Genomic DNA, 23,465 nt, shown 5'->3' on the forward strand with positions numbered 1-23,465 from the left:
CCCCTAATCGAAGTAAACGATCCCTTTACCGCGTCTTGGCGGGCGGGATCGGCCGGTTCACAATGGTGGTGACAGCACGGAATCGCGGCCACTCGCGAACGACGACGGGAGACGGCATCATGAACGCACGACACATGGCCAAGATCGCGGGATTCATCGTCCTGCTCATCGGCGGTCTCGCCGCCATGCCGGTGCTCGACGGAATCCAGTACCTGCATTGGGAGATGCCCGTCTTCGCCACGCACAGCAGCCGCACCGAAGCGGGAACGACTGTAGAGCGGGCGATCGGACCGGGGTACGAGGTCACCGGACTGCGCACCGAGCACGACCGATACATGGACATCTCGCCGATATGGAAGAACGATACGGACTGCACCAAGCGCCCGGAGCCCATTCTCCGGGCGACGAGGAAGGCCGTATTCCACCGCCACAGCGCCGAGGTGACGGGTTACGACGACGGCATCGAAGGCGTCTGGGTAGCCAACTGCATGCCGCAGGAGGATGGCACGGTGGTCGTCTACGCCATAGCGGCCGAACGCAATGAATACGGATTGTCCCCGGACACCGTCAGCGCCGAATGTGTCACCCTGTCGCCGCAGGATGACGGATATGTGGTCACCGACTACGCCGACGCCACCGACCCCGGACGGAACTTCCATTTCTCGCCGGAGAACGGCGGCTACCCGTTCCCCCAGTACATCTACGAGATGTGGGCGGGGATGTCGGACCAATTCAACGACGCGGAAGGACGCCCGCGGGATCCGATGTTCTGATTCATCGATCCCTCACCGATCCGCCGGCGCGTGGACGGGCGCGTCCGCGAAGGTGCGGCGCAGCCAGTCTTCCGCCAGACGCGGCCAGCATTGCACGCAAGGGACGATATTGGCGTATTTGCCGGCGCCCGTGGTCTCCTCGTCGCCCAATGACAACCCGTGGCTGCCTTCGGGGAAGAGGTGCGCCTCGACGCTCACGCCGGCGGCATGGCAGGCCTGGACGAGCATGAGCGTGTTCTCCACCGGCACGGTGGCGTCGGTCATCGTGTGCCAGACGAACACTGGTGGGGTCTTCGCGTCGATGTGCCGTTCGATCGAGAGTCGATCCAGCATCGCCGTGTCACCTGCGCCATCCGCTGAGTCGCCCAATAGGCAGCGGAAACTGCCGCGATGGGCCAGCGGGCCGGAGGTGATGACCGGATAGGCCAGCATCAGCGCGTCCGGACGGACCTCGTCCGGGTCCAGACCGTGCGCGCGAAGGTCGTCGTCGCCGGCCGTGGTGGCGAGGTTCGCCGCCAGATGGCCGCCGGCCGAGAAGCCCAGCACCGCCACGCGCCGTGGGTCCACATGCCAGTCGTCGGCATGATCGCGAATGAGGCGCATCGCCTCACCCGCCTCGACCAACGCCACCGGATACCGGCTCGGACGGACCGAATACCGCAGGATGAACACATTGAATCCGCGGCCGAGGAACCTGAGCGCCACCGGCTCGGCCTCACGGTCCGAGGTCATTGCGTACCCGCCACCGGGCAGAATCAGGATGGACGTGCGGCGCCGCGCCGGGTCCATCTCCCGACTGTTGTCCGCCACGTATCCGATGAACCGTGACTCACTGCCGTCGATGCCCTCGATCGTCCGCTCGATGTACTGCATATATGCCTCCTCACTCTCCATCGTAACCACCACTGGCCGGATCGCCCCAACGCGCGCCCGCCGAAATGCGGACCCCGCGCGTATACTGTTCGCGGCCTTTTCGCGGACACCCGCCGTTTCCGTTCCGGACAGCCCCAGGCAACCCCGGACGGCGGCCGCATATGAGGAAGCAGCACATGACAACGACCATCATCGATCGAGAGAGAGCATGATCAAGACCGACACCGACATGAGGAAACGACCCGAACCCGCACCCCCGTCCGACGACGACGCGACGACCGCACATACGACGGCCGGCGGCAGCGAGGCCACCGACCGCAACAGCGACAACACCAACCACGACAAGCACGCGCTGCACACCAACCTCAAGCGCGGCATGGAATCGCGACACCTGCAGATGATCTCGCTCGGCGGCGTGATCGGCACCGGCCTGTTCCTGAGCTCCGGCTACACGATCCAGCAGGCGGGCCCGATCGGCACGATCCTCGCGTACGGCATCGGCGCCGTCATCGTGTATCTGGTGATGCTCACGCTCGGCGAACTGTCCGTGGCGATGCCGGTGACCGGCTCGTTCCACGTCTACGCCGAGAAGTTCATCGGACCGGGCACCGGATTCGTCATCGCGATCCAGTACTGGCTCACCTGGACGGTGGCCTTGGGATCGGAGTTCACGGCCGCGGGTCTGCTCATGCAGCGATGGTTCCCGCACACGCCCACCTGGATATGGTCGGCGGCGTGCATCGTATTGATCTTCGTCGCCAACGCCCTGTCGGTGCGATTCTTCGCCGAGGCGGAGTTCCTGTTCGCCTCGATCAAGGTGTTCGCGATCTGCGCGTTCATCCTCATAGGCCTATTGGCGATCTTCGGCGCGGTGCCGATCTCCGGCTACGACCACGCTCCCCTGTTCGGCAACCTCGTCAAGGATGGCATCTTCCCCAACGGCTTCATGCCGGTGTTCGCAACGATCCTCACCGTCAACTTCGCGTTCTCCGGCACCGAGCTGATCGGCGTGACCGCCGGCGAGACGCGCGATCCGGAGACCGCCGTGCCGAAGGCGATCCACACGACATTGTGGCGCCTCGTCCTGTTCTTCATCGGATCGATCACCGTGATGTGCGCGCTGATCCCGTGGCGCGAGGCCGGCGTGGGTGAAAGCCCGTTCGTGCTCGTGTTCAATTCGATCGGCATCCCGTACGCGGCCGACATCATGAACTTCGTGGTGTTGACGGCCGTGCTGTCCGCGTCGAACTCGGGCCTGTACGCCTCCACGCGCATGGTGTGGTCGATGGGCAACGAGGGCATGATCCCCCGCTGGTTCGCCAAGACGAACCGCCACGGCGTGCCGATGCTGGCCCTGTGCGCGGCGATGGCCGGCGGACTCCTTGCCCTGCTGAGTTCGGTGATCGCCGCCTCGACCGTGTACCTGGTATTGGTGGCGCTCTCCGGCCTGTCCGCGGTGGTGGTGTGGATCGCGATCGCGTACTGCCAGATCGTGTTCCGCAAGCGATGGATCGCCTCGGGACACACGGTTAAGGAGCTCAAGTACGCGACGCCAGGCTACCCGTACACCTCGTGGGGCGCGTTCATCCTGTGCACCGCCTCGTTCCTGCTGGTCTTCTTCGACAAGGAGCAGCGGTTCGCCCTCGGCGCCGAGATCGTCTTCATCATCGTGTGCTACGCCGCCTACTTCGTCCAGCAGTGGTGGCGCAAGCGTCATCCGGCCCCCGAGCTCGACCTGCACTGATCCGGAACCAGCCCCAATCCACCCACCTACAGTACGTTCCTCCGGAGTATTCCGCATGGTTTCCGGAGGAACGTACTGTAGGGGACCGTCACAGTACGGTTCCCCGGAAAGGTGACGAAAAGGTCCGGAAGAACGTACCGTGAGGATCAGTCGGCGTACGAATGGCCGGGGCCGATAAGCCCGGATACAACAAAACCCCGCCTGAATAAAGGCGGAGTTTATGTTCAGGTGGGCGATGTAGGAATCGAACCTACGACCCCTTCGGTGTGAACGAAGTGCGCTAGCCGCTGCGCCAATCGCCCGAATCTTCGATTATTGGCTTACGAAAAACAAAACCGGCAGTCACCTGCCGGCCGTTTTCGAGTGGGCGATACAAGATTCGAACTTGTGACCCCTTCCGTGTCAGGGAAGTGCGCTACCACTGCGCCAACCGCCCGGGTCATTCATCCAGCCGAAACCGGCTTTCCGAGAGCGGACAACGGGACTCGAACCCGCGGTCTCAACCTTGGCAAGGTTGCGCTTTACCAACTAAGCTATGTCCGCAGTGCAACGCTCGAAGCGAAGCAACAGGGGGATAATATACACGACATTCCGCCATCGCGCATCCTCGGCGTGTCGCGCCGATGTACAACCCATTTCCCAACCGCACGATTCCCCGATATCCGCCGAATATCACACGAAATCATCAGGTTTATCCAGCGGATACAACACCCCTCCCCGACTACTATTGAGGCGAAGCCCGAAAGGAGGCGCGTCCATGACCAACGTGTTCGATTACGTCATGACGGAACGGCGGCCTCTCACCGACCCTGACGCGCCGTTCAACGAGATCGACGCCCTCGTCTTCTCCTCGCTCTCCTACGAGGACGTGACCGCCTTCTCCCCCACGATCACCCTCGACGAGGATCGCGAGGTCTCCTTCCCGGCCCGACTGCGCGCCTTCGAGCCGGAACACCCGTGGTCGTGGCTCAAGGGCCTCGTGCGCGAGCCGTTCGATTCGGTGACGCTCGCCGAGGCGAAGGCGTCGCTGCATGACGGCGAAGGCACAGAGGCCGGGGATTTCGACACGCAGATGGTCGGACTGGTCGATCCGAACAAGACGCATGACTTCTTCGACGCCGTGGCCGATTCCCCGCGATTCGCCGAGGCCCGTCTCGGCGCGGTGGTCGAGCATGTGAATCCCGGCGAGCAGACGCAGTTCGCCGCGATGACGTTCATGCTCCCCGACGGCCGCGGCTGGAACGGCAAGCCGCGCGTCAAGGACCCGACGCGCGGCGGCACGCTGGTCCTCGCCTTCCGAGGCACCGATGATTCACTCATCGGCTGGAAGGAGGACTTCAACATGGCCTTCCAGTACCCGGTGCCGGCGCAGCGGGCGGCGAGCGCGTACCTCGACATGGTGGCCCGTCTGTGGCGCGGACCGATCGTGTTGACCGGCCATTCGAAGGGCGGCAATCTGGCCGTGTATGCGGCGATGAACGCGACCGAGGCCGTGCAGAAGCGCATACGCCACGTCTATTCGCTGGACGGCCCGGGATTCCCGCCGAACGTGGTCACGTCCCGTCAGTACATCGATATCCAGCCGAAGGTGACGAAGATCGTGCCGAGTTCGTCGATCGTCGGACAGATCTTCGAGACGCCGGAGCCGTGCCGCGTGGTGACGTCCGATTCGGACGGCATCATGCAGCATTTCACGTTCTCCTGGCAGGTGGAGGGCGATCATTTCGTCTCCGAGCCCGATCTGGCACCGAGTTCGCAGTTGTTCAACGAGTCGCTGAACAACTGGATGCAGGGGCTGACGGTCGAGCAGCGCGAGCGTGCGGTGGACGCCCTGTTCGCGGTGCTGCACGCGAACGGCGCGACGACGTTCTCCGAGGTGATCGCCGGATTCCCCGGTTCGATTCCGGCGATGATCGGGTCGATGCTGGGCCTGTCCGCGCAGGATCGCAAGCACCTTCTGGAGGCGGTGGCGATTCTGGTCAAGGCCACGATCGCCCGCAATAGCAAGCGATAGACGCACACTCTGACTCGGCCCCGCTTTCTCGGCTCCCCTTGTCAGGGGAGCTGTCCCGCGAAGCGGGACTGAGGGGTAGTCAGTGAGATAGGCGCAAGTCCTTCCGCCATGTCGCATTATTGGTTATACTGTCTAGACAAATCGTCTCAACAGGTCGCCCAATAACGAATCAAACGAAGCAGAAGAGGTCGTCATCATGCCACGTCCACGCAGGGATTCGAACGTTCCACCCGCCAAGCAGCGCATGGAGGACGCCTTCTGGGAGCTGCTCGCGGATCGCGAGTACCGGCGCATCACTGTCACCGACGTCGTGCGCAAGGCACAGGTGAACCGCAACTCGTTCTACTACCACTTCTCCGGACTGCCCGAACTGGCCGACGCGGCGATCCTCTCGGAGATCAAGACCTCCCCGCTGATGCAGGAGGTGCCGCCCAGCCCGGAGGAGCAGGAGCATCTCAAGGAGCAGTGGCGCAAGCACGTCACCCAGCTCATCAGCACGCCGCGCGAGCGCGAACGCCTCAATCGCCTCGCCATGCTCGCCGGCCCCCACAGCTCCCCCGAACTGGTCGAATCACTGCGCGACTTCGAACGTCTGTCGCTCATGGAGATGCTCGAGCTCGACCCGGAGCGCATCGATCTCAAAACCGACCTGATGCTCGACTTCACCGTCGGTGGCCTGCTCACGGTGCTTCGCCGCTGGCCCGAACTGCGACAGTCGGCCTCGATCAAGGACCTGCTCAACGAGGACGTCGCCGTGCTCGCCCTTGGCATCTACCTGTCGATGTCCAAGGAGAACATGCTCGACTACTGGAATCGCATCTTCAACAAGCAGCAGTAACATGTCGGTCGCGCGAGGTGGGATCCGTCGTTCCGGACCGTAGGCTTGGCTGCTGAGCCGTGAAATGGACAGTCCGGCGAACTGTCCATAGGCGAAGCGAGTAGCTATGCTACGAGGCCGGCGTCAGCCGGTGCCTTGAGTGTGTCCGGAACGACGGATCCCACCTCGCGCGACCGCCCCGGTGACCTTTCTCACAGAGCCGAATCACACGATCATCATGGCGTTTCGCGCGGCCGCACGGGATGATGGGAAGTATGACGAACAACGATTCGAACATCGATTCCAAGGCCAAGGCGTCCGCGCCCTACACCGCGCAGCTGGCCGACAAGGCGGCCGGCATCGTCCGCGGCAACGAACATCACACCCGCATCGAACACGACTGCATCGGTGAGCTGCCGGTGCCCGACGACGTGTACTGGGGCATCCACACGCAGCGTGCGATCAGCAACTTCCCGGTCTCCGGCATCGCCGACTCGTCGCACCCGGAGCTGATCCGCGCGTTCGCGACGGTCAAGCGCGCCTGCGCGAGCGCCAACGAGGAGCTGGGCATCCTCGACAAGGACAAGGCGCGATTCATCCGCGAGGCGTGCCTCGAGATCGAAGCCGGCAAGCTCGCCGACCAGTTCCCGGTGGACGTGATGCAGGGCGGCGCCGGCACCTCGTCGAACATGAACATGAACGAGGTGATCGCCAACCGCGCGCTCGAACTCGCCGGTCACAGGCGCGGCGACTACGCGTACATCCACCCGAACGACGACGTCAACGAGTCGCAGTCGACCAACGACACGTACCCGGCGGCCTGCAAACTCGCCCTGATCGACGCGATCCACCCGCTCGCCGAGTCGACGAAACGTCTCGCGCAAGCGTTCCACGACCTCGCTGACAAGCACATCAATGACGTGACGATCGGCCGCACGCAGCTGCAGGACGCCGTGCCGATGACCTTCGGCCAGGAGTTCCACGCGTTCGCCACGCTCCTCAAGTCCGATCTGGCCGGCTTCGAACGACTCGTGCCGCAGCTCGCGCAGCTGAATCTCGGCGCCACCGCCATCGGCACCGGCATCTGCGCCGATCTGCGATTCCGCAAGTCCGCCACCGAGCATCTCGCGCGCATCACCGGACTGCCGATCACGGCCGCCCCCGATCCGGTGGCCGCGATGACCGACATGGGCGCGTACGTGGCCACCTCCGCAGCCCTCAAGAACCTCGCCGTGCACTTGAAGAAGGCGGCCGACGATCTGCGACTGCTCAACTCCGGACCGCGCGCCGGCTTCAACGACCTCGATGTGCCGGCCCGTCAGGCGGGTTCCAGCATCATGCCGGCGAAGGTCAACCCGGTGATTCCCGAGTGCGTCAACCAGTGCTGCTTCATGGTGTTCGGCATGGACGTGACCGTCAACTGGGCCGTCGCCGAAGGCCAGCTGCAGTTGAACGCGTTCGACCCGGTGATGGTGCACGAGATCCTCTCCGGCATGGCTCTGCTCACCAACGCGATGGACACGTTCCGCGTCAACTGCGTCGAGGGCATCGTCGTGCACACCGAGATCGGACGCGCGCATGCGGAGACGTCACCGTCGATCGCGGCCGCGCTCAACCACTACATCGGCTACGAGAAGGGTTCGGCGATTGCGGCCGAGGCGGTGCGCACCGGCCGCACGGTGCGCGAAATCGCCGGCGAACAGACCGATCTGCCCGCCGATCAGCTCGACGAGATCCTCGATCCGATCCGTCTGGCCCGTGGCCTCGGCCAGACCTGCCGCGAGCATCAGGAAGCGTAATCGTCTGGATTATCCTGTGACCGCATGGGACGGGATTTCCTGTTCGTGACACGCTCAAGGCCGCTCGGCCAAGCCTACGGTCCCGAACAGGAAATCCCGTCCCATGCTCCGTTTTCTGTATAACTCGCCGTGTTCTTCACAGCATTTCTTCGGGTGATGCGCGGCTGTCGCCGGTTTGCCCGGTTATGGTGGGCGTATGACTGATTTCAATGAGATGGTGGTGGCCTGGTTCCATGCGAACGCGAGCAAGCTGATCTGGCTGCTGATCGTGCTGATCGTCGCGGCGATCGCGGATCGCGTGCTGCGTCGGCTGGTGCGCAAGGTGCTCGATAATTCGCAGGTGCCGATCCCGAGCGCGTCGATCTTCATCAATCTGATGCGCGTGTTGCTGTGGTGCCTCGCGGCGGGTATGGTGCTCAAGCCGGTGTTCGGCATCGACCCGACGACGCTGGTCACCGCACTCGGCGTCGGCGGCGTCGCGATCTCCTTCGGTTTGAAGGACACGATCGCGAACGTGATCGGCGGATTCGGTCTGATGGTCGGACGCGTGATCCAGCCGGGCGATCCAGTCACCATTCAAAGCGTGACCGGCACGGTCGTGGACATCACATGGCGCCACACGGTGATCGAGACCCGTTCGGGTGATCGCATGGTGATCCCGAACTCGGTGCTCAACACGGCGTCGCTGACCAAGCTCACGGCCGCGTCCGAAGGATCCGTCTCCGTGCCGTTCACAGTCAAGGGCGGCAGCGATCCGGAGGCCGTGAGCCGCGACATGCTCAAGCGCGTGACCGAGGCCACCGCGGACATGACCCAGCCGGACAATCCCCCGCTGGTCAAGTTCACCGGGTTCTCCCCCTACGGCACCGAAGGCCAGATCCTCCTGTTCGCTCGAGAAGGCGTGTTCCTCTCGACCGTCAAGGACCGTGCCGCACGCGCCCTCGCCTCCGCCGACTACCTCGTCACCGACGGCGGCATCTCCGAGTGACGCACGATTGCAGTTGCAGGACAAGCCGGCCCACAACGCTGGTCTGAGGGACGGTCAATCAATGAAAGCGCCGGGATATCCTCCCGGCATTTTTCATCGCTAACCGCATATCGTGATGGATATACTTATGTCGCATTACAGGTTTCCCCCTGAAAGGAACTGCCATGGAATCCGTAACTGTCCGCAAGATTCTCGTTGGCGTCCTGCAGTTAGCCGCCGCTCTCATCACGCTGCTCGCCGTCGCCGTGATCCATGAGATGGTCGTCGAAGGATTCCGCAACTGGCCGGAGATCGCGTTCATCCAGCCGTTCATCACCGCCTCGATCATCATCGGAACTGTCCTGCTCCTCGTCGTCGAGGTCGAGACCGTCGCCATCTGCTGCGCATCCGTCACCCGCATGAGCGATAAGGCTCTGACAACGCGCCTGCGCATCACCCGAGCCACCCTGCTCGCCCTGACCGCCTATATGCTGGTCGCATTCGTCATCTTCTGGGTCACAACCGGCCTCATGCACTTCACCATCCTCAGCTCCACCGCTCTCCTGACCGCCCTCGGCCTAGCCGCATCCGGCCTCTTCACCGCCCGCATCCACGACCTGCGTCCGATCCCATAGGATCCACCACGATAACCCCCATTTCTCGCCCCAATAGCGTTCGATCCCATAGGATCCGATACGGCGACCGGGGGCGGATCGGGGATGGATGCGTGATGAGTTTGCCACTCAGCGCATGTCAATCGATTGATGTTCGTTGAGTGGCAGAAAACCGTGCCGCTCAACGCGATTTCGGTGATTTTTCGCGTTGAGCGGCAGACAAGACGACCGCAGAGACAGTTCTTGAAATACTGGCTGTTGCAGAATCGTTGGAAAGTAGCCTTTTTGACAACATGTCAAAAAGGTGATGGGGCGGCAATGACGCATCGTCGTGCCGCTCAACGCCAAAAACACTGAAAAATGCGTTGAGCGGCACAGCCGGGGGCACAGCCGGGGGCACAGCCGGGCAGCATGGTTGAAGCGGCACGGCCGAGCGGCGCATCGGACGCAACATCCCCAACAAAACGGAGCGGGGGACGGCGATCACCGCTGGAACCGGAATCAACCGGAACCAGCGGAATGATCAGACGGAATCAGACGGAACCAGGCGGAAAGAAGGCCCGTCAGCAGGCCAGCGCCGCCACCGGGCGAGGCGCGACGACGACCTCGTCTCCGGTCGCGAGCCCGGCCGGCAGTTCGTTCGCCGGCAGCTGCACGGTGACCTTGAGCTGCTCGCCCTTGTTCCAGTGCTGGTATTCGCCAGTGGAGATCTCGCAGTCCACGCGCGCGACGGCGCCGAGGAAGTGGATCACCTCGACGCGGGCATGCTCGCCCACCTTGGAGGTGGCTTCACCTGCGCGCACGAGCGTCAGATTCTCCGGACGCACAAGCACCGTGACCAGATCGCCCTTGCGGGAGTTCGGCAGCAGCGGGACGCGCTGGCCGAAGACGACCGCCTCCTCGCCGTTGGAGACGCCGGGCAGACGGTTGGTCAGGCCGATGAACGTCGCCACGTATTCAGTAGCCGGACGCTGGTAGAGGTCCTGCGGAGCGGCGATCTGCTCGATGCGGCCGTGGTTCATGACGCCGATGCGGTCGGCGACGGCAAGCGCCTCCTCCTGATCGTGGGTGACGAACACGGTGGTGGTACCAGTGTTGAGCTGGATGCGGCGGATCTCGTCGCGCAGCTGGACACGCACCTTCGCGTCGAGGGCGGAGAGCGGCTCGTCGAGCAGGAGCACGCGCGGCTTGATTGCGAGGGCGCGGGCCAGGGCCACGCGCTGCTGCTGACCGCCGGACATCTGCTGCGTATACTTGGTGGCCTGATCGGCGAGGCCGACGAGTTCGAGCTGCTCCATCGCGATCTTGCGGCGCTGGTCCCTGCCGACGCCACGCACTTCGAGGCCGAATTCGACGTTTTCGACAGCGGTCATGTGCGGGAAGAGCGAGTAGGCCTGAAACACCATGGCCATTTCACGCTTGTTGACCGGCACGCCGGTGACGTCCTGACCGCCGACGAGGATGCGGCCGCCCTGAATGTCCTCGAGACCGGCGAGGGAGCGCAGTGCGGTGGACTTGCCGCAGCCGGAACCACCGAGCAGCACGACCATCTCTCCGGGCTTGATGTCGAGGTTGAAGTCGTCGAGCGCGCGGGTGGTGGCACCCGGGTAGATCTTGACGACGTCCTGCATCTGGATGCCACCGCCGCGGGTGGTGGAGTCCTTGAGCAGGGCCTTGGCGGCCTTGGTCACGTCCTTGCCGCGCACGCCTTCGAGCGTGGCGGTCGGATCGTTCTTGAAGGCGTCCTCAGCCTGATCGGCCGAGGCTGCGCTGACGTTCTGTTCTGCGAGTGACATGGGAGTTACTTGCCTTCCTTGGTTTTGGCCACACGCTCGGAAATCAGGTCGAGGGCGACCAACAGCACCACGCCGAACAGCAGAGCAAGCAGCGACATGGCGGTGGAGATCTGGGAGTTGGACTGGCCGAGCTGGTAGAGCGCGACCTGCAGGTTCATACGGCCGAGCAGCGAGGCCACGGTGTATTCGCCGAGCACGACGGCGATGGAGATGAAGCTGGCGGACAGGATCGACTGCCACAGGTTCGGGATGATCACGCGGAAGAACACCTTGGGCCAAGAGGCGCCGAGCGAGCGGGATGCCTCGACGAGGGTCTTCACGTCAATCGAGTTGAGTCCGACGGCGATCGCGCGGAAGGCGAACGGCATGACGAGCACGACGTACGCGAAGCACAGCCAGATCGGGTTGGTGTCGAACACCTGGGAGCTCAGCCAGCGGTAGATCGGGCCAAGGCCGACGACGAGCACGATCGCGGGGATGGTCAGCGGCAGGGTCGCGACCCATTCGATCGCGCGTTCGAGCGCCTTGGATCGGATGTGCACGATCACCATGGTCGGCACCATGAGCAGCAGCATGAGCACAACGGTCACAAGGCACAGGCCGAGCGAGGCGCCGAGGCCCTGCCACAGCACGGTCAGGTCGGCGCCGAGCGATTCGCCGTTGCCGGTGAAAATCGCGATCCACGGCGCCGCGGACCAGCGTCCGGACAGCGGGTGACGCAGGGTGAAGACGAGCATCGAGATCAGCGGCACGAACAGGAACGCAAGCGTGATGAACAGGACCACGAACTTGATGATGCTCTGCTTGCGGATGCGCGCAGCGCGCAGCTGCGGCGGCTTGGGTCCGGTCGGCTCAAGTGTTTCGTTTGATTTCACTGCCAACGTCCGGCCCTCTTTTCCACGGCGTGGCTCAACAGCATGACGATGGCCACGACGATGATCATCGCGAATGCCAGCACCTGGGCGAAGCCCTGCTGGTTGGGGTCCATCTCGTTGCGCATCGCACCCTGAATCATCAGCGGCACGAGGATCGAGCGCTGGGAGAACAGGGCGGCGGCCGTCGCGTACGCGGAGAATGCGGAGGCAAACAGCAGCAGGAACGCGGAGATGAATCGGGGGGCGAGGATCGGCAGTGCTACGCGCGTCCAGTACTGGAACGTGTTGCCGCCGAGCGACTCGCAGGCCTCACGCCACTGCGGACGGATCGAATCGACCGCGGGCAGGAAGATGATGATCATCAGCGGGATCTGGAAGTAGCAGTACACGGTCACGAGGCCCGGCAGGGAGCTCAGCCAGTTCGGGTTGACGGTCAGGCCGGTCACGGTCTTGATGAGCATCGTGCCGATGCCGTTGATGCCGATGGTCGCGATGAACGCGAACGCGAGCATGACGCCGCCGAACTGGGCGAGCACGGACGAGATCGCGGAGACCATGCGGCGCAGCAGGCCGTTCGGCTTGGAGCCGATGACGAGCGCGTAGGAGGCGAGTCCGCCGACCACGGCACCGATCACCGACGAGGCGATGGACACGAGGATCGACGTGACGAACGCGGAAACGGTGTTCGCCTCGAACAGCTTGTTGAAGTTGGCGAGCGTGAAGCCACCATCACGCGTCTGGAACGCGCCGATGATGACGATCACGGTGGGGGCGAGCAGGAAGCACGCCGTGTACGCGAAGAACGGGATGGTCACCGCGAAGGTGCCCAGTTCCTTGCGATGCCGCGCGATGGCGGACGATGAGGAAGTAGCGGAAGGGCCCGCCGGCTTGGCGGCGGACCCGTTCTGTGCGATTGCTGCAGTCATGGTGATTGCGTCTCGCGTGTGATCAGTGATGATCGGTGATCTGCGATTTGCCGCGGATCAGTTGCCGATCGTCTTGTCCCAGTTGTTCTGGAGCCACTCGGTGATGCGGGTGGCGTCATCGTTGGTGTAGGAGACCGGCTCGCCTTCGATGGTGATGGCGTCCTTCAGGGTATCCTGATCGACGGTGCCATCTTCCTTCATGGAGGAGAGCAGGACCGGGTTGGCGCCGCCCTTGAACCACAGGTTCTGGGCTTCGGCGGAGTACAGGTACTCCTCCCACAGGCGGGCGGCCGCCGGGTGCGGGGCGTCCACGTTGATGGCCTGGTTGTAGTAGCTGACGACCTGAGCCTTCGGGAAGGTCTTGTACTCCCAGTTGACGCCCTTGGACTTCAGCTCCTTCTTGTAGGAGGCCTGGTTGTAGGTCCAGTCCATGACGACGCCGGTCTGGCCGGAGTCGATGGTGCCGTTGGTCACGTCGACGGTGGTGAGGTTGCCGGCGTCCTTGAGCTTCTTGAAGAAGTCGAGGCCGGGCTGGAGGTTGTTGATGTCGCCGCCGGCCAGCTGGTTGATCATCAGGTAGCCGTTGAAGGCGGCGCCGGCCTCGGCGGGCTTGCCGTTGAGGGCGACGGTGCCGGCGAACTTCGGGTCGAGCAGGTCCTCGAGCTTGTTGATGTCGCCGTACTTGTCCTTGTTCCAGCCGATCGACATGATGCCGGTGTAGTCGGCATAGTAGGCGCCGTTGGCGTCCTTGTTCTCATCCGGGATCTTGTCCCAGGCCTGCACCTTGTACGGAGCGAAGGCGTCGGTGGAGGTGGCGGCGATCTGCTGGCCGACGTCGAAGACGTCCGGCGCGGCGTCGGTGCCCTTGTTGGTCTTGGCGGCGTCGAGCTCCTCCTTGGAGGAGGCGTTCGGGTTGAGCTCGGTGACCTTGATCTTCGGGTACTTCTTCTTGAAGGTGGAGATGACCTCACCGTAGTTGGACCAGTCGTGCGGCAGGGCGATGACGTTCAGAGCGCCCTCCTTCTCGGCTGCGGCGACGAGGTCGTCCATGGTGCCGAAGTCGGACAGGGAGGTGGCCTTGGCGGACTTCTGGTCAACGGTGACGGACTTGCCGGCGGACTGCTGGGAGTCGCCGTTGGAGGAGGCGCTGCTCGAGCCGCAGGCGGCCATCGAGAACGCGAGCACGGTGGCGATGGCGCCAGCCGCAAGCTTACGCAGGTTCTTCATTCGATTTTCCTCTTTACTCAACTAACCTCTAGGGAGTCGGGGCTTTCATTCGCGCTGTATTCACGCGGCCCATAATTCCAAGGCAACAAGCTACGGCCGCTATCTGTCGCGACACCGGCCTGCCGGTGAACATCGCGCGACCTTGCGCGACACTTCGATGAATTTCAGGAAACTACAAGTGAAATATGACACCTACGTCGTTTTCGTCACTTTTCCGTGAGGACTCTCTCTTCCTACTGTTGTCTTTCAGTCCCAGCGGAGCAATCAGTCCCAGCGGAGCAATCAGTTCCAGCGTTGGCTGCGGGGGATGGCGATTCCCTGTTCGTGACACACTCAAGGCCGTTCGGCCAAGCCTACGGTCCCGAACAGGGAATCGCCATCCCCCGCTCCGTTACGCACAAACGTTACGTGACATTCCCGCCGCTCCCGCTCCCCCGCTACGTTTCGCGACGTCCCCACTCAACGGAGCGAGGGGCGGCGATATTCTGTTTTGGACCGTAAAGACTTGGCCAGAGCGGCCTAGAGCGTGTCCAGAATAGAATATCGCCGCCCCTCGCGGCCCCACGATTATTAAGAGAGAAAACAGGCGCGAAACGCTAGCGCAGCACCCCTTCGATGAGACGCGTGATCAGCTCCGTGTAGCTCACGCCGGTGGCGTCCCACGCCTTGGGGTACATGGAGATCGGCGTGAATCCGGGCATCGTGTTGATCTCGTTGACCATCACGGAGCCGTCGGGCTGCACGAACGTGTCGACGCGGCTCAGTCCGGCGCCGTCGACCGCGACGAACGCGCGGCGGGCCACGTCGCGCACGTCCTCGAGGACGCTGACGGGCAGGTTGGCCGGCACTTCGACGTGGCTGGCGGTGGCGTCCATGTACTTGGAGTCGAAGTCGTAGAACTGGTCGTCGTCGTTGTGATCGAGGACGATCTCGCCCGGCCAGCTGGCTTCGGGTTCGTCGCCCGGATGCGCGCACAGTACGGCGCATTCGATCTCGCGGCCGTCGATGCCCTGTTCGATGAGGACCTTCCAGTCGTGCTTGCCGGCTTCGGCGATGGCCGACCCCAGCTTCTCGATCTGCTCCTCACGGGTGCGCGCCTGCTCGACCTTGGTCACGCCGAAGCTGGATCCGGCGCGAGACGGCTTGACGAACAGCGGGTAGGTGAGTTCCGCCTGCTCGATCTGCTCCAGCGCGACCGAGGGCTTGACGGTACGCGCGTCAACCATGACGCCGGGGGCGGTGGGGATGCCGGCGGCAGCGAGCACGACCTTCGTGTAGTGCTTGTCCATGCAAGCGGCGGAGGCGAACACGCCGCAGCCGACGTACGGCACGTTCATCATCTCAAGCAGGCCCTGGACGGTGCCGTCCTCACCGTACGGCCCGTGCAGCACGGGGAACACGGCGTCGACGTGACCGAGCGATTCGAGCGTGCCGTCGGCATTGCGCGCGAAGAAACCGTCCTGCCCCAGAGCCACGTCGAGCACGGCGTCGCGCGCGCCCGCGGTCTTCTCGACGACCGGCAGCGTGCCGCCGTCGAGGTTCCAGCCGCGCGGGTCCTCGCCGTCGACGATCCACTTGCCGTCCTTGGTGATGCCGATCGGGATCGCCTCGAACCTGTCGGTGTCGAGCGCGCCCAGCACGCCGGCCGTGGAGATGCAGGAGATCGAATGTTCGTCGGCCCTGCCGCCGTACAGCACCACGATGCGCTTCTTGGCCATGTTCCTTGTCGTTCCTTTCGTCGCCTTCCGGCCTCGTGCCGGATCGGCCGGTCGGTGTCGCCCGCCAGTTGTCGATTACGGTTGCCCGGTTGCCCGGCCCGTTTCTGTCCGTCGTCGATTATCGTCCGTCATGGGACGACGGTCCAGCGGACGCGGGGTTTCTCCACAGATTACCCGGCGACGGTTTCGCGTCGATGGCGCGCGGGCCTCACTCGGCGGTGATCTCGCGTCCGAACAGCTGGGAGAGCATGTCGGCGCAGGAGATGCCCTCGTCGAGCACACGACTCATCGCGTAAGCGAGCGGCGTGGGCACGCCGAGCTCGTCGCCGAGTGCGACGACCGCTCCGGTGGTGGGCACGCCTTCGGCGACGCCGTTGCTCACGCGGGTCGCCTCCTCCTTACTCAATCCCTTGCCAAGGTTCGAGCCGAACGTGTAGTTGCGGCTCAGAGGCGAACCGCACGTGGCGATGAGATCGCCCACGCCGGCGAGTCCGGCGAAGGTCTTCGGGTCGGCGCCGGCGGCCTGGCCAAGCGCGGTCAGTTCGGCCAGTCCTCGCGTCTCGATCATCGCGGCCGTGTTCTCGCCGTATCCGGCGCCGCGGGCCATGCCGACGGCGAGCGCGACGACGTTCTTAAGCGAGCCGCACATCTCCAGGCCAATGACGTCGGTGGTGACGAACGCCTTGAAGTAGTCGGTGGTGCAGGCCTGGGCGACCTTGGTCGCGTTGTCGATGTTCTCGCAGCCGACGACGGTGGCGGACGGCTGGCGCAGCGCGATCTCCTTGCTCAGGTTCGGACCGGAGATGGCGGCGAAGCGTTCGGCGGGCAGGTCGAGCGTTTCGCGCACGACTTCGTCCATGCGCTTGTTGGTGCCGCGTTCGATGCCCTTCATGAGGCTCACGACGATGGCGTCATCGGGGATGAGCCCCTTGAAGTCCTCGAGTGCAACGCGGGCGAACTGCGCGGCGATGGCGACGACGACGATTTCGGCGTCCTTGACGGCTGCGGCCTTGTCCCCGGTGGCGTCGATCGCGTCGGGCAGATGTTCGATGAACGGCAGTCGCACTTCGTTGCAGTGGCGTTCGTGGATGCCTTCGACGATTTCGGGCTCGCGCGCCCACATCATGACCTCGTTGCCGGCGTCGGCCAGCACCTGGCCGAAGGCGGTACCCCATGCTCCTGCGCCCAGTACCGTGATTCTCATACGTGTTCTCCTTACTTCTTACGCGCTATTTCTCCGCTGGCAGCGGCTTGCGGCTCATCGTGCGATAGTCCCAGTATCCGGCTTCGGGGAACCGCTCGCCGCGGATCTCCTCGAGCTGCCTGTTGAGCTGGCGGAAGATGCGCCAGTTGAGCGCGTCCACCGCCTCGGCCGGCGGCTCGTTGCCCCACGAGTCCATGTCGGCGAGCAGGTCGGAGTAGTCGAGCTGCGGCCCGTAGTACATGACGACGTTCTTGCGCGGCCATGGCCACCAGTGGTTGATCGACGCCGCGCCCCAGGTCGCCGCGCAGAACAGCGGCACCTGAGCCCCAAGCCTGCGGGACGCTTCGAGCGCGATGAACGCGGCGCCTTCCTTGGTGCTCATCACCCATTTCTTCGGGTCACGCGTAACCGTGCCTTCCGGCCAGACGGTCAGCGGGCGGCCGGAGGTGAGGATGTCGATCGACGTCTCCTCGATCTGCTTGGCCTTGCCGGAGTGGCGCTGGACCGGCTGCATGCCGACCAGCTGGAACCATTTGCCAATGACCGGCCATTTGGCCATTTCGGCCTTGGCCATGTAGCGCGGGCGGCGGCCCATGTGGAACAGGCTCGCCATCGGCACGAACACGTCGAACATCGTCACATGCGAGGCCGCGGTGATGAACGGGCCGTCCTCGGGCACGTGTTCGAGCCCCCATGCGCGCGTTTTGCAGCTGGCGCGGAAGACCACGTCTACGCCGGTGAGCAGGCGCTTGGTCGCTTTCGGGTTCTGCGCGTTGATCTCGGCGACGTTGGCCTTGCGGTCGCGCCCGGTCGGGAAGTCGTGCATCGGATCGACGAGATGATGCCGCTCGGCGAGCTCGGCGACCCTCGCATTGCTTAAGGGTGCGACCGCGGAGCGCGGCGACGGTTTTCCTTTGGATGCCATGCGCCTTATTCTACAGTCCCTTACAGCGACTTGTTCTCATTAACGAAAGTGTGAGGATTGACGATCCGTCAATCGCACATCAATACTCCGTTTTCCGCGTGATTCCGCGGTTTTGACCCGATGTGCGATTGTGCGGAAACGTGCATTTGGCTCACACGTTTCCTATTGAGAATGATTCGCTGCAAAACGCCCAGTATACATACCGACCGTCGGTATGTATACTAGATGGTCAAGGAGGCACGCATGGCACGCAACAAGCACCCGGAACGCACCCGCGCACGCATCCTCGACGTCGCGAAGCGGCTATTCCTCACCAAGGGGTATGACGGCACCACGATGCAGGACATCGTCGACAGCCTCGGCGACCTGTCGAAAGGCGCGGTCTACTACCACTTCAAGTCGAAGGAGGCAATCCTCGACGCGCTCGGCGAGGAGGACCAATCCCGCCATGACCCCACGGCGATCAACGACACGGGGCTGACCGGATTGGACAAGCTGCGTGAGGCCTTCCGCCGTTCCGCGGCCGACAACGAGCATATGCGTCTGATGAACATGGCCTATCCCGCGATGCACGATCCGAAGCTCCTAGCCGCCAATCTCAAGGTCTGGCGCACCCAGGTCGCCGATATGTTCGAGGCGATGATCCGCGAAGGCGTCGCCGACGGCTCGATCGACACCGCATACCCACGCGAGGCGGCGGAACTGCTCGCCCTGTTGACCAACTACTGGCTCGTCCCCACGTTCTACCCGGCGACGGCCGACGAACTGCATCACCGCGTCGAGGCTCTGGCCGCGGTATGCACCGGGTTGGGCGTACCGATCCTCGACAAGGATCTCATCGAAACCGTTTCCCGCGGATACACCGCCCTGATCTGATCGGACCCCCTCATGAACCCGAATACCCATCTTATTTCACGCGATTTCATCCTACTGGTCGCCGGTCAGGGCATCTCCCTGTTCGGCAATCTCATGCTCCGGTTCGCGATGTCGATGTGGGTGCTCGACGAGACCGGTTCCGCAACGGTCTTCGCGTCGATCCTCGCGGTCTCGATCGTCCCGACCATCATCCTCTCGCCATTCGGCGGCGTGCTCGCCGACCGCATGAACCGCCGCACGATCATGGTGGCACTCGACGCACTCTCCGGCGTGCTGGTGCTCGCGTGCGCGCTGCTCTTCGCCACGATCGGCTTCAATATGATCGCGATCGCGGCGATGCAGGTGGCCCTCGCCGTGCTCGGCGCGTTCGAGACGCCGACCGTGCAGGCCGCGCTCCCCCAGATGTACCGCAAGTACGGCCAGTCGACGCTGCGCCGGGCGATGGCGGTCGTCAATCAGACGCAGCAGCTCGGCTCCCTGCTGCCGAGCTTCCTCGGCGGCGTGCTGTACGCGATGTTCGGCATCCATCTGATGATGGCGATCACGATCGCGAGCTTCGCCGCGGCCGCCCTGCTCGAATGCTTCATCCGTCTCGGCGCGCCCGACCGCGGCGACGAGGAACTGCCGACGCCACTCGAGGACCTGAAGGCCGGCGTCCGCTTCCTCACCCATGACCGCCCGAACGTGTTCCGGCTGGCGTTGTTCGTGGCTGGACTGAACTTCATCGTGATCGGGTATTCCTCAGTCGGATTCCCGTATACGATCCGCACGGTGCTCGGGTTCGACTCGACCGTCTATGGTGTGGCCGACGGGCTGGTGGGTGTGGCCGGAGTCGCGGGCGCCTTCATCGCCGGACTATTCGCGGCGAAGCTCACGATGCGGCATATGCCGGTGGCGTTGGCCGCGTTCGTGCTGCTGCTCGTCCCGCAGGGAGTCGCTTTCCTGCTGCCGATCGGCGCGTGGACGCAGCTCATCGTGCTGGTGGCGTTCACCTGCGGCACGATGGTCGCGACCTGTTTCACGAACCTCATCACGATTCCGGCGATCCAGCTGAGCACGCCGGAGGCGATGACCGGCAAGGTCATGGCAATGCTCTCCGCGCTGGCCATGTGCGCCCAGCCGCTCGGACAGATGGTGTACGGCTGGGCCTACGACCGGTTCCCCGTCGCCGTGGTGCTGTTCGCCAGTGCCGCTGCGATGGCCGTGCTCACCGCGGCGATGGTGCCGCTCGCCCGCAGATTCGACGAATAACGCCTCCGATCAGTCGATGTCGGCGCCGAGCTGGTGCAGCTTGCCGCGGAAGTCGGCGTAGCCGCGGTCGATCAGCGAGATGCCCTGCACGTTGGACGGGCCCTTCGCCGCAAGCGCCGCGATGAGGTGTGAGAATCCGCCGCGTAGATCCGGCACGTCGATGTCGCGGCCGGTCAGCGGGGTCGGTCCGAAGATCACGGCTGAATGCTTGTAGTTGCGCTGCTGGAAGCGGCACGGCAGGGAGCCGAGGCACTCGCGGTACAGCTGGATCGTCGCACCCATCTGCACGAGCGGCTTGGTGAAGCCGAAACGGTTCTCATAGACGGTCTCGTGCACGATCGACAGGCCGTTGGCCTGCGTCAGGGCGACGACCAGCGGCTGCTGCCAGTCGGTCATGAAACCGGGGTGCACGTCGGTCTCGATGGCGACCGGGTGCAGGTCCCCACCCGGGTGCCAGAAACGGATGCCCTTGTCCGTCACGTCGAACTGGCCACCGACCTTGCGGAACACGTTGAGGAAGGTGATCATCTCGGGCTGCGTGGCGCCCTTGACGAAGATGTCGCCGTGCGTGGCGAGCGCCGCGGAGGCCCAGGATGCGGCCTCGATGCGATCGGTGAGCGAGGTGTGCGTGTAGCCCTTGAGCTCCTTGACGCCCTCGATGCGGAACGTGCGGTCCACGTCCACGGAGATGATCGCACCCATCTTCTGCAGGACGCACACGAGATCCATGATCTCGGGCTCGGTGGCCGCGCCGGACAGCTCGGTCTTGCCTTCGGCGAGCACGGCGGCGAGCAGCGTCTGCTCGGTGGCGCCGACGGACGGGTACGGCAGGTGGATCTTCGCGCCGTGCAGACCGTTCGGCGCGGTGATGTGGATGCCGTCCTTGTGCTCCTTGTCGACGTTCGCGCCGAGCTTGCGCAGGGTCTCCAGATGGAAGTCGATCGGACGGCCGCCGATGTTGCATCCGCCAAGCGCGGGGATGAACGCCTCGCCGAGACGGTGCACGAGGGGGCCGGAGAACAGGATCGGGATGCGCGAGGAGCCGGAAAGCGTGTCCACGTCGGCCACGTCGGCCAGCTGCACGTGCGAGGCATCGATGGTGACGATGCCGCCCGCGCCGTCCACGTCCACGTCCACGCCGTGCAGGCGCAGCAGGTCGGAGACCACGTGAACGTCGCGGATCTCGGGCACGTTCTTCAGCACCGACTTGCCCGGTGCGAGCAGTGCGGCGACCATCGCCTTGCTCACGAAGTTCTTCGCGCCACGCACCTTGATCGTGCCGTTGAGGGGCTTACCGCCCTCGACATGCAGCACATCGTTCTCGTTTTCGCCCACGACTACCTCTTTCGTCTTCTTCCTGGACCGCGGAAACACTATATGACAGTGTGCCATACGGCATGTGCGTACGTCGTGAAATAAAGGCGGTGGTACGTTCGCAGCGAAACCGGATCCTGCCACCACAATGTGACCCGTATCACATTATTGGCCTGCGATACGCGCCAATCGCAACGCCCGATCGCGGCTTTGCTAATGTGGTGAACAGCTGGTGAACGTTCACAGGCGGAGGCAACGAAAGACTCCGCACGTTCCCGACCAACCTGCAAAGGAGCTGTACCTATGACCACCGTCGCCATCGTCGGATGCACGCACGCCGGCACCTTCGCCGCCACCTCCATCCTCGCCGAGCATCCCGATTGGACCGTCCACGTCTTCGAACGCAACGGCACCCTGTCGTTCCTGTCCTGCGGCATCGCCCTGTGGGTGGGCGATCACGTGTCCGACCCGAAGAAGATGTTCTACTCCTCGCCGGAACAGCTCGCGCAGGCCGGCGCGACCATGCACATGCGCACCGACGTCACCTCGATCGACGTCGCCGGCAAGACGCTCGCCTACCGTCCGGTCGACGATCCGGACGCCGAACCCGAGATCCTTCACTTCGACAAGCTGGTCGTCACCACCGGCTCACGCCCGGTGATCCCGCCGATTCCGGGCATCGACAGCCCGCACGTGCTGCTGTGCAAGAACTGGGACCACGCGATCGCGATCAAGTCCAAGGCCAAGGAGGCCAAGTCCGCGGTCGTGATCGGCTCGGGCTACATCGGCGCCGAGATCGCCGAGCAGTTCAGCCTCACCGGCGTCAAGACCACGCTGGTCGACGGACTCGACCGACCGCTCGCGAACAACTTCGACAAGCAGATCACCGATCAGGTGGCCGCCGCGTTCGAGGAGCACGGCGTCACGCTCGCGCTCGGACAGAAGGTCACCGCCTTCCGCGACAACGACGACGACACCGTCACCGTCGTCACCGAGAAGGGTGAGTACACGGCCGAGATGGCGATCCTCGCGGTCGGCTTCCTGCCGAACACGGACCTCGTCAAGGGCCAGGTCGACATGCTGGCGAACGGCGCGATCGTCATCGACGAGTACATGCGCGCCTCCGTGCCGGACGTGTACGCGTGCGGCGACTCGGCGACCGTCTTCTACAACCCGACCGGCAAGCACGACTACATTCCGCTGGCCACGAACGCCGTACGCCAGGGTCTGCTGGTCGGCCGCAACATCGACAAGCCGACCGTCAAGTACCTCGGCACGCAGGCGACCAGCGCCGTGCAGCTGTACGACCTGTCGCTCGCCGCGTCGGGTCTGACGAAGGCGGGTGCGGAGCGCCGGGGACTTACGGTCCACGAGACCGAGCTGACCGAGGACTACCGCCCCGACTTCATGCTCACCACCACGCCGGTCACGTCGATCCTCACGTGGGATCCGGTCACGCGCGAGGTCAAGGGCGGCCAGTTCTGCTCGAAGGCCGACATCTCCGGCGCCGCGAATGTCATCTCGATGGCGATCCAGGCGAAGTTCACCATCGACGAGCTCGCCAACGTCGACTTCCTGTTCCAGCCGAACTTCGACAAGCCGGTCTACTACGTCGGCGCCGTAGCCATGAAGGCCGCCGCCGAAGCAGCGGAATAAATAGGTTGCCGTGGGGTGGCCCCTCTGACGGGACGTTGCCGTAAAGCAAACAGCAGAGCTGTTTGTAGGCAACGTGCGAGCCGACAGGCGAGCTAG

20 protein-coding genes and 3 tRNA genes are annotated in these 23,465 nt (G+C 64.0%); 11 read left to right on the top strand and 12 right to left on the bottom strand.

The annotated features are described in order from the left end of the window. Nucleotides 1–119 precede the first annotated feature (119 nt). On the top strand, nucleotides 120–773 hold the full coding sequence (locus EMB92_RS05425; RefSeq protein WP_150394049.1) for a hypothetical protein: 654 nt from the start codon (nucleotides 120–122) through the stop codon (nucleotides 771–773). 12 nt (nucleotides 774–785) lie between these two features. Here EMB92_RS05425 and EMB92_RS05430 read toward each other — a convergent pair whose 3' ends face one another. After that, the gene (locus tag EMB92_RS05430; protein WP_150394050.1) at nucleotides 786–1,646 is read right to left on the bottom strand and encodes an alpha/beta hydrolase; all 861 of its coding nucleotides are present in this window, start codon (nucleotides 1,644–1,646) and stop codon (nucleotides 786–788) included. A 208-nt stretch (nucleotides 1,647–1,854) separates the two neighbouring features. On the opposite strand from EMB92_RS05430, the gene EMB92_RS05435 reads away from it, so the two are divergent. Further along, nucleotides 1,855–3,390 (top strand): amino acid permease, encoded by a 1,536-nt coding sequence (locus EMB92_RS05435; protein ID WP_150394051.1) that lies wholly within the window; start codon nucleotides 1,855–1,857, stop codon nucleotides 3,388–3,390. A 229-nt stretch (nucleotides 3,391–3,619) separates the two neighbouring features. On the opposite strand, the gene EMB92_RS05440 is transcribed toward EMB92_RS05435, so the two are convergent. From EMB92_RS05440 to EMB92_RS05450, 3 genes are all read right to left on the bottom strand, one after another. After that, a tRNA-Val gene (locus EMB92_RS05440) sits at nucleotides 3,620–3,692 on the bottom strand. 62 nt (nucleotides 3,693–3,754) lie between these two features. Further along, nucleotides 3,755–3,826, bottom strand: a tRNA-Val gene (locus EMB92_RS05445). A gap of 34 nt (nucleotides 3,827–3,860) precedes the next feature. Continuing rightward, nucleotides 3,861–3,933 (bottom strand) — tRNA-Gly (locus EMB92_RS05450). 214 nt (nucleotides 3,934–4,147) lie between these two features. Between EMB92_RS05450 and EMB92_RS05455 the strand changes: the two genes are divergently transcribed. From EMB92_RS05455 to EMB92_RS05480, 6 genes are all read left to right on the top strand, one after another. Further along, on the top strand, nucleotides 4,148–5,404 hold the full coding sequence (locus EMB92_RS05455; RefSeq protein ID WP_150394052.1) for a DUF2974 domain-containing protein: 1,257 nt from the start codon (nucleotides 4,148–4,150) through the stop codon (nucleotides 5,402–5,404). A gap of 196 nt (nucleotides 5,405–5,600) precedes the next feature. After that, nucleotides 5,601–6,242: a TetR/AcrR family transcriptional regulator gene (locus EMB92_RS05460; RefSeq protein WP_140444577.1), complete on the top strand. Its 642-nt coding sequence runs from the start codon at nucleotides 5,601–5,603 to the stop codon at nucleotides 6,240–6,242. Between the two features lie 254 nt (nucleotides 6,243–6,496). Continuing rightward, nucleotides 6,497–8,020, top strand: a complete 1,524-nt coding sequence (locus EMB92_RS05465; protein ID WP_150394053.1) for an aspartate ammonia-lyase — start codon at nucleotides 6,497–6,499, stop codon at nucleotides 8,018–8,020. A 196-nt stretch (nucleotides 8,021–8,216) separates the two neighbouring features. Further along, on the top strand, nucleotides 8,217–9,008 hold the full coding sequence (locus tag EMB92_RS05470) for a mechanosensitive ion channel family protein (RefSeq protein ID WP_150394054.1): 792 nt from the start codon (nucleotides 8,217–8,219) through the stop codon (nucleotides 9,006–9,008). Between the two features lie 164 nt (nucleotides 9,009–9,172). Next, nucleotides 9,173–9,622: a hypothetical protein gene (locus tag EMB92_RS05475; protein WP_150394055.1), complete on the top strand. Its 450-nt coding sequence runs from the start codon at nucleotides 9,173–9,175 to the stop codon at nucleotides 9,620–9,622. A 129-nt stretch (nucleotides 9,623–9,751) separates the two neighbouring features. After that, complete coding sequence (locus tag EMB92_RS05480; protein ID WP_150394056.1) at nucleotides 9,752–9,958, top strand: hypothetical protein; 207 nt, start codon at nucleotides 9,752–9,754, stop codon at nucleotides 9,956–9,958. A 206-nt stretch (nucleotides 9,959–10,164) separates the two neighbouring features. On the opposite strand, the gene EMB92_RS05485 is transcribed toward EMB92_RS05480, so the two are convergent. The 7 genes from EMB92_RS05485 to EMB92_RS05515 all read right to left on the bottom strand — a co-directional run bounded on the left by EMB92_RS05485 (nucleotide 10,165) and on the right by EMB92_RS05515 (nucleotide 18,272). Beyond that, a complete protein-coding gene (locus EMB92_RS05485; RefSeq protein ID WP_150394057.1) occupies nucleotides 10,165–11,397 on the bottom strand; it encodes an ABC transporter ATP-binding protein in 1,233 nt (410 codons plus the stop codon). Nucleotides 11,398–11,402: 5 nt separating this feature from the next. Then, nucleotides 11,403–12,278: an ABC transporter permease subunit gene (locus EMB92_RS05490; protein WP_223847590.1), complete on the bottom strand. Its 876-nt coding sequence runs from the start codon at nucleotides 12,276–12,278 to the stop codon at nucleotides 11,403–11,405. Then, nucleotides 12,269–13,198, bottom strand: a complete 930-nt coding sequence (locus tag EMB92_RS05495; protein WP_107042450.1) for an ABC transporter permease — start codon at nucleotides 13,196–13,198, stop codon at nucleotides 12,269–12,271. Before EMB92_RS05495 ends, EMB92_RS05490 begins: the two co-directional genes overlap by 10 nt. Before the next feature lie 57 nt (nucleotides 13,199–13,255). Further along, the gene (locus EMB92_RS05500) at nucleotides 13,256–14,425 is read right to left on the bottom strand and encodes an ABC transporter substrate-binding protein (RefSeq protein WP_150394058.1); all 1,170 of its coding nucleotides are present in this window, start codon (nucleotides 14,423–14,425) and stop codon (nucleotides 13,256–13,258) included. A 596-nt stretch (nucleotides 14,426–15,021) separates the two neighbouring features. Further along, nucleotides 15,022–16,143, bottom strand: coding sequence for a D-alanine--D-alanine ligase family protein (locus EMB92_RS05505; RefSeq protein ID WP_150394059.1), 1,122 nt, complete (start codon nucleotides 16,141–16,143; stop codon nucleotides 15,022–15,024). A 208-nt stretch (nucleotides 16,144–16,351) separates the two neighbouring features. Next, the gene (locus EMB92_RS05510; RefSeq protein ID WP_150394060.1) at nucleotides 16,352–17,347 is read right to left on the bottom strand and encodes an NAD(P)H-dependent glycerol-3-phosphate dehydrogenase; all 996 of its coding nucleotides are present in this window, start codon (nucleotides 17,345–17,347) and stop codon (nucleotides 16,352–16,354) included. Between the two features lie 25 nt (nucleotides 17,348–17,372). Further along, the gene (locus tag EMB92_RS05515; RefSeq protein ID WP_150394061.1) at nucleotides 17,373–18,272 is read right to left on the bottom strand and encodes a lysophospholipid acyltransferase family protein; all 900 of its coding nucleotides are present in this window, start codon (nucleotides 18,270–18,272) and stop codon (nucleotides 17,373–17,375) included. 243 nt (nucleotides 18,273–18,515) lie between these two features. Between EMB92_RS05515 and EMB92_RS05520 the strand changes: the two genes are divergently transcribed. Beyond that, complete coding sequence (locus EMB92_RS05520) at nucleotides 18,516–19,148, top strand: TetR/AcrR family transcriptional regulator (RefSeq protein ID WP_150394062.1); 633 nt, start codon at nucleotides 18,516–18,518, stop codon at nucleotides 19,146–19,148. A 12-nt stretch (nucleotides 19,149–19,160) separates the two neighbouring features. Continuing rightward, nucleotides 19,161–20,399, top strand: coding sequence for an MFS transporter (locus EMB92_RS05525; protein ID WP_150394063.1), 1,239 nt, complete (start codon nucleotides 19,161–19,163; stop codon nucleotides 20,397–20,399). 9 nt (nucleotides 20,400–20,408) lie between these two features. Here EMB92_RS05525 and murA read toward each other — a convergent pair whose 3' ends face one another. After that, nucleotides 20,409–21,734 carry a UDP-N-acetylglucosamine 1-carboxyvinyltransferase gene (gene murA / locus EMB92_RS05530; protein ID WP_043164695.1) on the bottom strand — a complete coding sequence of 442 codons (1,326 nt, stop codon included), beginning with the start codon at nucleotides 21,732–21,734 and terminating at the stop codon, nucleotides 20,409–20,411. 282 nt (nucleotides 21,735–22,016) lie between these two features. Here murA and EMB92_RS05535 point away from each other — a divergent pair, with 282 nt between their 5' ends. Then, nucleotides 22,017–23,369, top strand: coding sequence for an NAD(P)/FAD-dependent oxidoreductase (locus EMB92_RS05535; protein ID WP_150394064.1), 1,353 nt, complete (start codon nucleotides 22,017–22,019; stop codon nucleotides 23,367–23,369). Nucleotides 23,370–23,465 lie beyond the last annotated feature (96 nt).

The organism is Bifidobacterium callitrichos, from assembly GCF_008698085.1.
Taxonomy (GTDB): Bacteria; Actinomycetota; Actinomycetes; order Actinomycetales; family Bifidobacteriaceae; genus Bifidobacterium; species Bifidobacterium callitrichos.